The organism is Rhizobium aureum, assembly GCF_030182495.1.
Taxonomy (GTDB): domain Bacteria; phylum Pseudomonadota; class Alphaproteobacteria; order Rhizobiales; family Rhizobiaceae; genus Rhizobium; species Rhizobium tropici_C.
Genome location: NZ_JAQJCI010000006.1, coordinates 290389 through 302581, shown reverse-complemented (window position 1 = coordinate 302581; position 12193 = coordinate 290389). Strand labels below are relative to the sequence as shown.

Below are 12193 nucleotides of genomic sequence, written 5' to 3'. Positions count from 1 at the left end.
ACGTCATTTGAAAGGGAAATGCTCTAGCTCCCGATCGTCGTTACTTGATCGTGACTTTGCTCAGGCCGAACAACGAGCCGGTCGGCGTCGGCACGAAGCCCTCGACGTTCTTCTGCTCGGCGGTGTAGCCGTAGGCCGTGTAGAGCCAGATCCAGGGTGAGACCTCGACAAGATGCTTTTCAAATTCGGCGAAGATCTCCTTGCGCTTGGCCGGATCGGTTTCGGCGCGGCCCTTCTGCATCAGGCTGTCGAGCGTATCGTCGATATAGTTGGCGACCTTCTGCAGGTTGCCGGTCTTGGTCCAGTAACGGTTATACATCGAATAGGGGTCGGCACTGCCGCCATTGAGCGCCACGGCCATGTCGAAATTGCCCTTCAGCCAGGTGTCGACATAGACGTTGAGTTCCATCACCTTGATGTCGAGCTTGATGCCGATTTCGGCGAGCTGCGACTGAATGACCTGCGCTTCGGCCGTGGCTGTCGGCGGCTCGCCGGTTGCGGCGATCACGGTCGCCGAGAAGCCGTTGGCAAAGCCGGCATCGGCCATCAACTTCTTCGCTTTGGCGACATCGCGCGTGTAGCAGAAGAGCTTGCTGGGATCGGTGGCGTAGAGCGGCATCGTCAGCGGGCCGGTCACCTTGCCCTCGCCGAGTGCTGCCGTATCCATCACGTCCTTGCGGTCGATGGCGCAGGAGATCGCCTGGCGCACGGCCAGCTGATCCATGGGTTTACGCAACGGATTGAGCTGCAGAACGTTGTAGGAGAGCACCGGCGTGCGGGTGAGCTGCAGCTTCGGCTCCTTCGGCACCAGCGTTGCCACGAGCGGATCGTTCAGCAGCGCGAAATCGATCTGGCCGGTGCGGAGCGACGCAAGGATCGCGGTTTCATCCGGCAGCACGCTGATGTTGATGCCATCGACGCCGGTGGCGCCGCCCGCCCAATCCTTGTTGGCGCTCAAGACTTCCTTGGAGTTCGGAACCCAACTGTCGAGCTTGAAGGGGCCGGAGCCAATCGCCTTCGTGCCGATGGTGCCGGCTGCGATTTCGCTGGCCGGCACGACGGCAGCATTGAGGCTCGTCATGGCAGTCAGAAGCGGAACGTCGGGCTGCGACAGGTTGAAAACGACGGTATTGGCATCGGGCGTATCGATGCTCGCGATCGACAGGAAGTTCGCGCGGGCGACAGCGCCGGTCGCCTGATCGAGAATGCGCTGGAAGGAGGCCTTGACGTCGGCCGACGTGACAGCTGCGCCGTTCTGGAATTTGGCCTTTGCATTGAGTTTGAAGGTCAACTGCTTGCCGTCGGGCGAGAACTGCCAGCTCTCGGCGACACCGGGCACGATCTGCAGATTGCCATCGAGGCGAACGAGGGGCTCATAGATCAGTTCCAGCAGGCGGATGGAGGAGAAGGCGGTCTGCTTATGCGGATCAAGGCCGGTTGCGTCCTGCGACCATGCCATGCGCAACGTCGCTGCCTCTACGGGCATAGCAACCGTCGCCAGACCGATCCCCACGGCCAGCGCCACACCCGAAATCAGCTTCTTTCCAAAATTCCCTTCCACTTTCAGTCCTCCAAATTTTTTAAATGTCCCCGACCGATTTTGGCCCATTGATTGCCGTCGCGGCATGCCGCGATGGTTGTCTCAAGCAGTCCTGGCGTTGATGGCCTTGCGCAGGAATCCATCAGCGTTTTGCAATGCCGTGCGGGCTTCTTCAATGCCCATCCCGGTAATTTCCATGAGAATGGCTAGCTTGACGTCATTGCCGGTGAGATCAAGCACCCGGCGGGCCTCCTGCTGGGTGCAACCGGTCGCTTGCATGACGATGCGCGAGGCGCGCGCCACCAGCTTCTTGTTGCTGGCGCTGACGTCGACCATCAGGTTCTGATAGCTCTTGCCGATGCGGATCATGCTTGCTGTCGTCAGCATGTTGAGAATGAGTTTCTGCGCCGTGCCGGATTTCAGCCGGGTCGAACCGGTCAGGATTTCCGGGCCGACAACGGGCGAGATCGCCAGATCGGCAATGCCGGCGATGATGGAATTGGGATTGCAGGAGAGCGCGACGGTAAAGGCACCGATACTCTTGGCGTAGTTCAGGCCACCGATCACATAGGGCGTGCGGCCACTGACGGCGATGCCGACGACGACATCATCCTTGCTCAGCTTGATCTCTTCCAATGCCTGGCGCCCTTGGGCCGGATCATCCTCCGCACCCTCGATCGAGCGCCGCAGCGCATCCGGGCCGCCAGCGATCAGGCCGATGACCATATCCGGCGGCACGCTGAAAGTGGGCGGGCATTCGGAGGCGTCGAGAACGCCGAGACGGCCGCTGGTGCCGGCCCCCATATAGATCAGCCGTCCGCCCTTCTGGAAGGTGGCGACGATCTGATTGACGGCGGCGGCAATCGCTGGGATCACCTTCTCGACGGCGAGGGGCACCGTCTGATCTTCGTAGTTGATTTCACGCAGGATATCGAAGGTCGGCAACAGATCGATATGCATCGTATTCGGATTGCGCCCTTCGGAAACCAATTGTTCCAGTTCGGATATCAACGTCTGTTCTGTCATGGGCCTGCTCGCGAAATAACGCTTCGATATCAACAGCTCGCAGTGGCAAGTTCGATCACTTTAATATCGAACACGCCACAGCAAGGATCGGTTTTCAGTCAGACGGCCGATCAAAATCAGCCAGGGCTCGGGCGGCCTTTTCGGCTCCGCTTCCTGCCCACTCCCTGTTTACCTTGGTTAACACTATGTCTGATTATTCCTTTCGTCAATCTATAAAGGAATAAAATATTCCAATTCTGCCGCGCAAATTCACCACTGCGATTATGCGGCGACAGCACACAGCGGGTAAGTGTGATTTACCGACCGACGCCAGCTAACGCTTCGACTCCAGATCAGTCAGCTTGATCGTAGACGTCGCCATCATCGCGCTGGTTGCCATTCATTGTGGAGATAGCGATCATTCCGATCTGAAAACCGCCGGAAGATCAGCCGATACGTCGAGCGGCTGAAAATGCCGCAAGTTCTCGGTGATGACCGTCAGGTCATAAGCCCGCGCCGTCGCTGCAATGATAATGTCGCCGAGGCCAGGATTGTGGCCCTTGCTCAGGGCGTCGTCTTCCAGAGCACCGGCGATCCGCGCAACCACCGCATCCATGGGTAGGATACGATCGCTGAAACTGTGCGTGATGAAATCGAGCCAGTCAGAGAGACGCTTGGCTCGCTCAGTTCCGCCACGACGATGAAGGGAGCGTATTCCCTTTTCGATCTCCGACACGGACATGGCCGACAGAAAGAGCGCATCGGCTTCGCCCTGATTGTGGAACCAGATCCGGATGGCATCGGAGGGCGGCACCTTATCCGGCGCAAACCTGCTGATAATAGTCGTATCGAGCAGGTACTCCGTCACAGATCAACGTCCCTCATTTTTGAGGAGTTTCGATCCAGATCGACACCACCGGGGAAGGTGAGCAGGAAATCCCCGAAATTCGGCCTTGGCTTCTTCAGAGCCTTCTTCGCGGCCTCTGCCGCTTCGACCGACACAAGTACGGCAGCGGGCTTCCCGTGGCGCGTAATGGTGACAAAATCACCGTTGGCGGCCTCATCGACCAGATTGGCAAAGCCTGCCTTTGCCTCTGCTACGCTAATTGTTGACATCACGGCCCTCAATCTAAAATGACCATATATAGTCAAAATAGGGCCTACCGTCGTTGGAATCAAGGGGAAAGAGAAAGACGTCTATTGCATCCCAGGTCATTCGGTTCGAGAGCCGCAAATTGCCTGTCTTGCCAAAATGATCGCACCGGATACCGCGTCACCATCGCTGGGTTTCAATCGACGGCGTACATCGGGCGAGAGCCAGGGCTCGAGCGGGCTTGCGAGACCGCCGAGCAGGCAGACGCGCGGCGCACCTTTTTCGAACAGGGTGCGAACCAGAGTATCGATATGGCCGGCCGCGCTTTGCACGATCCGCCGCGCGGCAGCATCGCCCTGATCGGCATGCCTAAGGACCATGGGCGCAAGAGCGGCATAATCCGTCGCCGATGCCCGGTCCATCCAAGCGACCGCCTCCATCGGATCGTTCTGAAAGCGTTGCATGATTTCGGCCAGCAATGCGGTCTTCTGTTCACGGCCGTCATGGGCACGCAATACAAGCTGCACGGCCTTCAGCCCGAGATAGGCGCCGCTGCCTTCATCCGAAATGGGAAAACCATAGCCGCCGACCCGCAATTGCCGTCCTTCGACAAGGCCGAGGCCGATCGAGCCCGTCCCAGCAATGACAATGGCACCATCGCGACCGGAATGCGCGCCGAGGCAGGCGCCCTCGCCGTCGCTGATAAAATGGATACTGGCAAAGGGATGTTCGATCGCCTTCAGTGCGGCAAGGGCGCCCTTGCGGCCGATCCCGGCCAAACCGACACCGACATGGACGCGCCCAAGATCGGAGGCATTCAGCCCCGCCTCCTCGATAGCGGCATCGAAGGCACGCGAAATCGATGCCCATGCTTCAGTGATCCCGAACCGGGTCGTTGCCGGCCCGGACAATCCCTGCCCCAAGACCGTGCCTTCAGCATCCTCGATGCGAGCCCGGCAGCCGGTGCCACCGCCGTCAATGCCGAGGAAATAGGGAGCGTTTTCCGATGCGGCCGTCATGATGTCAGCCGTTCGATATCGGCGCCGCAGAGGCGCAGCTTGCGATCGAGCTGCTCGTAACCGCGGTCGAGATGATAGACACGGTTGACGATGGTTTCGCCCTTGGACACGAGGGCGGCGAGAACCAGCGACACGGATGCCCTGAGGTCCGTCGCCATCACCTGCGCGCCCTTGAGCGGCGCACCGCCGCGCACCAGTGCCGTCGTGCCCTGCAGGGTGATGTTGGCGCCCAGCCGCGTCAGCTCCGGTACATGCATGAAGCGGTTTTCGAATACCGTTTCGCGGATCAGCGACGCGCCTTCCGCACAGCAGGCCAGAGCCATGAACTGTGCCTGCAGATCCGTCGGGAAGCCGGGATAGGGTTCGGTGGTGATATCGGCTCCCTTGAGCGGACCGTCTCGCGAGACAACGAGACCCCGATCGCTCGGCCAGACACTCACTCCCATAGCCTCAAGCGCCTGGACGACCGAAGCCAGATTTTCCAGCCGTGCATGGATAAGTTCGAGCTGACCGCCGGTGATCGCGGCTGCTATGGCATAGGTGCCGGCTTCGATGCGGTCAGGGATACCGTGATGCTTGGCGAACCGCCAATCGGTGTCACCATCGATGAAGATGCGATGGGTTCCCGCTCCTTCGATCCGTGCACCCATGGCGCAAAGACAAGCCGCGAGATCAGCCACCTCCGGCTCACGGGCGGCATTCAGGATCTCGGTTTCGCCCTTGGCCGCGCAGGCGGCCATCATGGCCGTCTCCGTCGCGCCGACGGATGGCGAGCTCAGCACGATCCGTGCGCCCTTCAGCCCGCTCGGCGCCGAGGCGACGATCAGGCCGCTTTCGATCGCGATATCGGCGCCCAAAGTCGCCAGGGCCTTGATATGCATATCGACGGGCCGGGCGCCAATGGCACAGCCGCCCGGAAGCGAAACACGCGCATGGCCGAAGCGGGCAAGCAGCGGCGCCAGCACCAGCACAGTCGCCCGCATGCGCCGGACCGTATCATAGGAGGTCTCCTTCGAGACGATCTCGCTCGCATCGACCGTCGTGCCATGCGGCCCGCGTGCGATCTTGGCGCCGTGCAGCGCAATAACGCCGAGCATGTTCTCGACGTCGCTGACGGCGGGCAGGTTCGTGAGCTCCAGCGGATGTGGGCTCAAGAGCGCTGCGGCGATCTGCGGCAAGGCGGCGTTCTTGGCGCCGGCGATGGTCACCGCGCCCTGCAACCTTTTGCCGCCGGAGATGCGAAGTCTGTCCATGATGAAAATCCGTCGAGGAAAAGGTGAGGACGCCACGAGTCCTTCACGCGTCTCCTCCAAAGACTAATCGGCCATTCCAGAGTGTCAACCGGATTTGGAATTTTTTATTCCAACCTGCTGTGATAATGTCCGATCGCACGAAGCGAGATTGCCGAGCTTGAACCGGATGCTATTTTCGATGCGCTCGTGTCAGTGGGTAAAGCGGCCTTGATGGCTTGAAGGGACAAATGTCGATCTTAAAGAAAATCAGCGCGCAGCTGGAAAGCATGGCCCCCGCCGATCGTCAGATCGGACAGTTCATCATCGACAATCCCGATCAGATGCTGCGCCTCTCCTCCGCCGCTCTCGCGGCGGAAACCGGCCGCAGCCAGTCGAGTGTCGTGAAATTCAGCCAGAAGCTCGGCTATGCCGGTTATCAGGAAATGAAGCTTGCCGTCAGCGAGGCGAAAGCGCAGGAATGGCAGGCGCCGGCCGGCATGATCCATGGCACGATCGAGGTGGGCGACGGCTATCTCACAATCCTGCAGAAGCTGCTCGGCAGCAAGATGCAGGCCATGCAGCAGACCATTTCCGTCAACAACGAAGCCGATATCGAAAAGGCGCTCGAAGCGCTGCATGATGCCCGGCGCATCCATCTGGCCGGCGTCGGCGCCTCGTCGCTGGTGGCGCGCGATTTTTCCTACAAGCTGATGAAGCTCGGCCGTAACGTGCTGCATGATAGCGACAGCCATGTGCAGATGGCCAACGCATCGACGCTTGGGCCTGACGACCTGCTCTTTGCGCTGTCCTATTCCGGCGCCAGCATCGAGACGCTGCGGATTGCAGAGCTGGCAAGCCAGCGCCAGGCGACCGTCATTGCCGTCACCGGGTTGCAGGACAACCCGCTTGCCCGCGTCGCCGATATCTGCCTCCATACCGTCGGCGACGAGGATCGCGTGCGGTCGTCGGCGATCACCGCCCGCGACGCACAGTTGATGCTGACCGACCTGCTGTTCATTCTCCTGGTGCAGCGTCAGCCTGACGCCAACGACTATGTCCATAACAGCGAGACGGCCGTTTCCGTGCTGAAGGCCAAGCGTCTTTCGTAAGATCGCGCTCCGGTAACCAAGCTGTGACGACCGCAACCCTGTACGATGGTGATTTCGGGACGTAGCTTGGCGATCCAAGCAAATCATACCGGAGACATTCCATGGACCTTGGCCTCAAGGATAAAATCGTTCTGATCACGGGCGGCTCGAAGGGCATCGGTTTTGCCTGCGCCGAGCTCTTCCTGCAGGAAGGCGCACGGGTTGCGATCTGCTCGCGCTCGCAGTCCAATATCGATGCCGCCCTCTCCAGGCTTCCCGGCACACGCGGCTACGCCGCCGACCTGGTCTCCGACGAGCAGGCACTTGCCGTGGTGAACAAGGTCGAGTCCGATGTCGGCCCGATCGATATCCTCGTCAACAGCGCAGGTGCCGCGGCACGCACGCCGGCGGATGAGCTGACGCCTGCCATCTGGCGGGCTGCGATGGATGCGAAGTATTTTTCCTACATCAACGTGATCGATCCCGTCATCAAACGCATGGGCGCGCGCGGCTCAGGTGCCGTCATCAATATCATCGGTAATGGCGGCAAGATCGCCTCGCCCGTCCACCTGGCCGGTGGATCGGCCAATGCCGCCCTGATGCTCGCAAGCGTCGGCCTTGCCAACGCCTATGCCGGCAAAGGTGTGCGTGTCGTCGGCCTCAATCCTGGCCTCACCGAGACGGACCGTGTCGCCGAGGGCCTGAAGGCGGCCGTGAAGGCTTCCGGCTTGACCGAGAAGGAAGCGCTAGCGGATGCCCTTAAGCGCATCCCGATCGGCCGCATGGCCGATCCAGGCGACATCGCCAATGTCGTTGCTTTCCTGAGTTCGGCCAAGGCCGGCTATGTCACCGGCGTCGTGATCAGCATGGACGGCGCGCAGGTGCCGGTCGTGGTGTGAAAGCTGAGCAGCGACTTGGTCGCATCAGAATCAAGGAGTAAATTTGGCTTACGTGTTCACCGGGATCAACTTGATCGAGACCCTTTTGCATTGAAGAAGCGATATACACGTGCTATCTAGATCGTTCATCTAGAAAGGCAGCGATCATGGCGTTGAGCATCAAGACTGAAGAGGCGGATCGGCTGGCGCGGGAATTATCCCGCCTGACCGGCGAAACCATGACCGACGCCATTACCCAGGCCATGCGCGAGCGGCTTGAACGGCTGCGTGCCGAGCAGGAGACACAGGGCGACTATGCTGCCCGTATGAAAGCTTTCGTCCGCCGGCGCGCCGGCCGCTACGATCGGCGACCCGTCACGAAACAGGAATGGGATGAAGCGGTCGGCGACACAGCTGAAGAACTCGATTTCCCCCGATGATGATCGTTGATGCGTCTGCCATCATAGCGATCATGTTCGAGGAGGCGGAAGCTTCAGACTGCGTGATGGCCCTCCAGACGGACGCTCAGCGTCTCATATCGGCTGTGAATTACGTCGAAGCCGGCACGGTCATGGCGGGCAGGATCAAAGAAGGAGACCGGTATGAGGCGATTGCCGATCTAGACGAGTTTTTGACCGAATTCCGCATCGGGATTGCCTCGATAGACGAAAATCTCGCGCGAGCCGCGATGAAGGCCCGTGTGAAATACGGTAAGGGTTTCGGCACGCGAGGCGGCCTGAATTTCGGCGATTGCTTCGCCTATGCCCTTGCCAAACGACATTCAGCCCCTTTGCTCTATGTCGGAGATGATTTTGCGTTGACCGACGTGCAATCCGCATTGACGAAATAAATGACCAACTGGAAGCTGGGCTGCCAGCAACCTTGCGTTGCCGACAGCCCAAAATGTAGAAGCTCGCTCTGCCTCAGGCCGCAGCCTTCCAGTCCAGCCCGATATCGAGCGTCGGCGCACTATGCGTCAGCCAGCCGACGGAGATGAGATCGACGCCGGTAGCGGCGATTGCGGAAGCCGTTGCCGGCGTAATGCGGCCGGAGGCTTCCGTGATGGCCCGGCCGCCGACAATATCAACTGCCTCGCGCAGTTGATCCGGTGTCATGTTGTCGAGCAGCACGGCGTCGACACCCTCCTGCATCGCTTCGCGAAGCTGCGCGAGCGTATCCACTTCGACTTCGATCTTGACCATATGACCGACGCCCGCCTTGGCGCGGCGGATGGCTTCGGCGATACCCCCGGCAATGGCGACATGATTATCCTTGATCAACACGGCGTCATAGAGCGCGAAGCGATGGTTCATGCCGCCGCCGGCGCGCACGGCGTATTTTTCCAGGGCCCTGAGGCCCGGCGTCGTCTTGCGCGTGCAGACGATCGATGCCTTCGTGCCGGCGATCGCCTCGACGATGCTGCCGGTCACGGAGGCAATACCGGAGAGATGGCCGAGGAAATTGAGCGCGGTGCGTTCCGCTGTCAGCAGGCCGCGGGATGGTCCTTCGATCGTCGCGATGACCTCACCGACATCAACCTTCGTACCGTCGGGCACATGACGGGTCATGGCGATGGCGGGATCGACCAGCTGGAAGGCCAGCTCGGAGGCATCGAGGCCCGCGACCACGCCCGGCTCGCGGGGTACCATAGCAACGCGGGACCGATGTTCCGCCGGAATGACGGCGGTGGACGTTACGTCGCCGGCAAGGCCGAGATCTTCGACAAGCGCATTGCGCACAAGCGGCTCAACGATCACGCGCGGGAGGGGAGCAAGCGTCATGTCAGGCACTCCTTGCCATCGAATAGGGAACGACGGACCGGGCGATATCGAGGGCGTCGGTGAGATACATCATGCGGCGCTGCGCGTATTGCAGTTTCAGCGGAAAATCCGTGCGCGCATGGGCGCCGCGTGATTCCATCCGGAGACTTGCGAAGACGGCGATCAGCAAGGCCACCAGCGCAGGGTTAGTTGCCGTGCTTTCGTTCTCACAAAGCGGCAGAAGGGCCGCGATCGCGCCATGGATGGCACCGGCATTGCGCAACACGCCGAGATGCCGCGACACAATCGGCCGGACGGTCGTCGGGTCTGGCGCGAATGTCTCGGGATGTTGCTTCGGCAATCTTGCGAGGCTTGCATCCGTGCCAGCGATATCGCGCGCCGCCCGCATGCCCATGACCGCGGCCTCGAGCAGGGAGTTGCTGGCAAGGCGGTTGGCGCCGTGCAAGCCGGTGGAAGCCGCCTCGCCGACAACCCATAGGCCGGGAACCGAACTGCGGCCGCTCTCGTCGGTCGCAACGCCGCCCATGTGATAGTGAACGGCCGGACGCACCGGGATGAGATCGCTCGACGGATCAACGCCCGCCTCGTGGCAAAGGGCCTCGATGACTGGAAAGCGCGCGGCGAAACGATTGCCGAGCGCGCCTCGCGCATCGAGGAAGACCCGACCGCCGCGGGCGATTTCCGCGCTGATGGCACGGGCAACCACATCGCGCGGTGCAAGCTCGGCACCTTCGACACCGGCCATGAAGCGCTCGCCGCTTTCATTGACGAGCAGCGCGCCCTCGCCGCGAACCGCCTCGCTGACAAGCGCCAGGGGGCGACGGCGGCTGTCGAGCGCCGTCGGATGAAATTGCACGAACTCCATATCGGCAAGCCGTGCCCCGGCCCGTGCCGCAAGCGCAATCCCCTGCCCGAAATTGCCAACCGGATTGGTCGTGGCATCGAAGAGACCGCCGATGCCGCCGGTAGCAAGGACGATACGGGAGGACGGCAAGACGATATTGCCCTTGCCGGTCAGGCACAGAAGGCCGGCGACGCGATCCCCATCCAGCAACAGGCGTTGCGCCTGACAGCCCTCGAGCACCGTGATGGATGGCGCGCGGGCGACCGCCTCGGCGAGCGCGCGGACGATGGCAGCCCCCGAACCATCGCCCCTGGAATGCACGATACGTCGAAGCGAATGGGCAGCTTCGAGGCCGAGGGACAATTCGCCGGCATCGTTGCGGTCGAACTCGACGCCCAAACGCTCCAGCGCCGCAATGGCCGCAGGCGCTTCGGCGACGATCCTTGCCGCCACTTTCGCGTCGCAAAGCCCGTCGCCGGCGACAAGCGTATCGGCGAGATGCAGGGCTGCACTATCGCCCTTGCCGATACTGGCGGCGATGCCGCCCTGTGCCCAGGCGCTCGACGTTTCCGCTCCGATCAGGGCACGGGTGACGATAACGGCCGGCTCGGGCGCCAGCGTCAGCGCCGTCATCAATCCGGCAAGGCCGCTGCCGACGATGACGACGCGGCCGCCAAGTTCTTCGAGGATCTCGCTCATATCGCCAGCATCCTTTCTACCGCCCGACGGGCGTCGGCGGCAATTGCCGGGTCGACCGTCACCTCATGCCGCCCTTCTTCCAGGGCCTTGCGGATGTTGCCGAGGGTGATGCGCTTCATATGCGGGCAGAGATTGCAGGGCCGGATGAACTCGACGTCCGGATGATGCACAGCGACATTGTCGCTCATCGAACATTCGGTGAGCAAGACGACGCGCGACGGACGTTTCTTGCCGACATAGTCGGACATGACGGCAGTCGAGCCGGCGAAGTCCGCCGCCTCGACGACATCGGGCGGGCATTCCGGATGAGCCAGCACGGTTACGCCGGGATAATTCTCACGGAGCTGGCGTATATCGTCCGCTGTGAAGAGTTCGTGAACCTCGCAATGCCCATGCCAGGCGATGAGCTCGACATTGGTTTCGCGCGCGACGTTGCGCGCAAGATATTCATCCGGCAGCATCAGCACCTTCGGCACGCCGAGCGATTCCACCACCTGCCGGGCATTGCCCGAAGTACAGCAGATATCGGAAGCCGCCTTCACGGCTGCCGACGTATTGACGTAGGTGACGACGGGAACGCCGGGATGAGCCTGACGCAGCAAGGCGATATCCTCCGGCGTGATCGATTCCGCGAGGGAGCAACCGGCCTCCAGATCAGGGATCAAAACGGTCTTTTCCGGGTTCAGTAGCTTGGCAGTCTCTGCCATGAAGTGCACGCCGGCCAGGACGATGATGTCGGCATCGACCTCCACGGCCTTCCGCGCAAGCGCGAGACTGTCGCCGACGATATCGGCAACACCATGGAAGATTTCCGGTGTCTGATAGTTGTGGGCGAGAATGACGGCATTGTGCCGCCGCTTCAAACCAAGGATCGCCTCGACGTCGTCCTGGAATGACAGCCATTCGGCTTTCGGGATGACGCGGCTGACACGATCGTAGAGTGGGGATGCGGATACGGGAAGATTCATGACCGGCTCCTTATTATACTCATTTTGAGTATATTATGAGCAAATA

General features: G+C 61.1%; 13 protein-coding genes. 4 read left to right on the top strand and 9 right to left on the bottom strand.

Going from position 1 to position 12193, the window contains the following annotated elements; translation table 11 throughout:
• Positions 1–40 precede the first annotated feature (40 nt).
• The 6 genes from PH552_RS17550 to murA all read right to left on the bottom strand — a co-directional run bounded on the left by PH552_RS17550 (position 41) and on the right by murA (position 5910).
• Complete coding sequence (locus PH552_RS17550; protein WP_246698599.1) at positions 41–1486, bottom strand: ABC transporter substrate-binding protein; 1446 nt, start codon at positions 1484–1486, stop codon at positions 41–43.
• Between the two features lie 156 nt (positions 1487–1642).
• Complete coding sequence (murQ, locus tag PH552_RS17545) at positions 1643–2566, bottom strand: N-acetylmuramic acid 6-phosphate etherase (protein WP_183764086.1); 924 nt, start codon at positions 2564–2566, stop codon at positions 1643–1645.
• A 397-nt stretch (positions 2567–2963) separates the two neighbouring features.
• Entirely contained in the window at positions 2964–3413 is a 450-nt protein-coding gene (locus tag PH552_RS17540) for a type II toxin-antitoxin system VapC family toxin (RefSeq protein WP_183764083.1), read from the bottom strand.
• On the bottom strand, positions 3410–3661 hold the full coding sequence (locus tag PH552_RS17535) for a type II toxin-antitoxin system Phd/YefM family antitoxin (RefSeq protein WP_112342281.1): 252 nt from the start codon (positions 3659–3661) through the stop codon (positions 3410–3412). Before PH552_RS17535 ends, PH552_RS17540 begins: the two co-directional genes overlap by 4 nt.
• Positions 3662–3757: 96 nt before the next feature.
• Positions 3758–4657, bottom strand: coding sequence for a glucosamine kinase nucleotide-binding domain-containing protein (locus tag PH552_RS17530; protein WP_112342282.1), 900 nt, complete (start codon positions 4655–4657; stop codon positions 3758–3760).
• Positions 4654–5910 (bottom strand): UDP-N-acetylglucosamine 1-carboxyvinyltransferase, encoded by a 1257-nt coding sequence (murA, locus tag PH552_RS17525; RefSeq protein WP_112342283.1) that lies wholly within the window; start codon positions 5908–5910, stop codon positions 4654–4656. Before murA ends, PH552_RS17530 begins: the two co-directional genes overlap by 4 nt.
• Before the next feature lie 227 nt (positions 5911–6137).
• Here murA and PH552_RS17520 point away from each other — a divergent pair, with 227 nt between their 5' ends.
• The 4 genes from PH552_RS17520 (at position 6138) to PH552_RS17505 (ending at position 8705) form a co-directional block, all read left to right on the top strand.
• The gene (locus PH552_RS17520) at positions 6138–6998 is read left to right on the top strand and encodes a MurR/RpiR family transcriptional regulator (protein ID WP_112342284.1); all 861 of its coding nucleotides are present in this window, start codon (positions 6138–6140) and stop codon (positions 6996–6998) included.
• 101 nt (positions 6999–7099) lie between these two features.
• On the top strand, positions 7100–7876 hold the full coding sequence (locus tag PH552_RS17515; protein ID WP_112342285.1) for an SDR family oxidoreductase: 777 nt from the start codon (positions 7100–7102) through the stop codon (positions 7874–7876).
• A 146-nt stretch (positions 7877–8022) separates the two neighbouring features.
• Positions 8023–8295, top strand: a complete 273-nt coding sequence (locus PH552_RS17510) for a type II toxin-antitoxin system VapB family antitoxin (RefSeq protein WP_112342286.1) — start codon at positions 8023–8025, stop codon at positions 8293–8295.
• Positions 8292–8705 carry a type II toxin-antitoxin system VapC family toxin gene (locus PH552_RS17505; RefSeq protein ID WP_112342287.1) on the top strand — a complete coding sequence of 138 codons (414 nt, stop codon included), beginning with the start codon at positions 8292–8294 and terminating at the stop codon, positions 8703–8705. The genes PH552_RS17510 and PH552_RS17505 overlap by 4 nt, the downstream gene beginning before the upstream one ends.
• 73 nt (positions 8706–8778) lie before the next feature.
• Here the strand turns inward: PH552_RS17505 and nadC are convergent, their stop codons facing one another.
• The 3 genes from nadC to nadA are packed head-to-tail and all read right to left on the bottom strand — an operon-like array spanning position 8779 to position 12147.
• Complete coding sequence (gene nadC, locus PH552_RS17500) at positions 8779–9636, bottom strand: carboxylating nicotinate-nucleotide diphosphorylase (RefSeq protein WP_183764081.1); 858 nt, start codon at positions 9634–9636, stop codon at positions 8779–8781.
• Position 9637: 1 nt separating this feature from the next.
• Entirely contained in the window at positions 9638–11179 is a 1542-nt protein-coding gene (locus PH552_RS17495) for an L-aspartate oxidase (RefSeq protein WP_112342289.1), read from the bottom strand.
• Positions 11176–12147 (bottom strand): quinolinate synthase NadA, encoded by a 972-nt coding sequence (nadA, locus tag PH552_RS17490; protein ID WP_112342290.1) that lies wholly within the window; start codon positions 12145–12147, stop codon positions 11176–11178. Before nadA ends, PH552_RS17495 begins: the two co-directional genes overlap by 4 nt.
• Between the last annotated feature and the right edge of the window lie 46 nt (positions 12148–12193).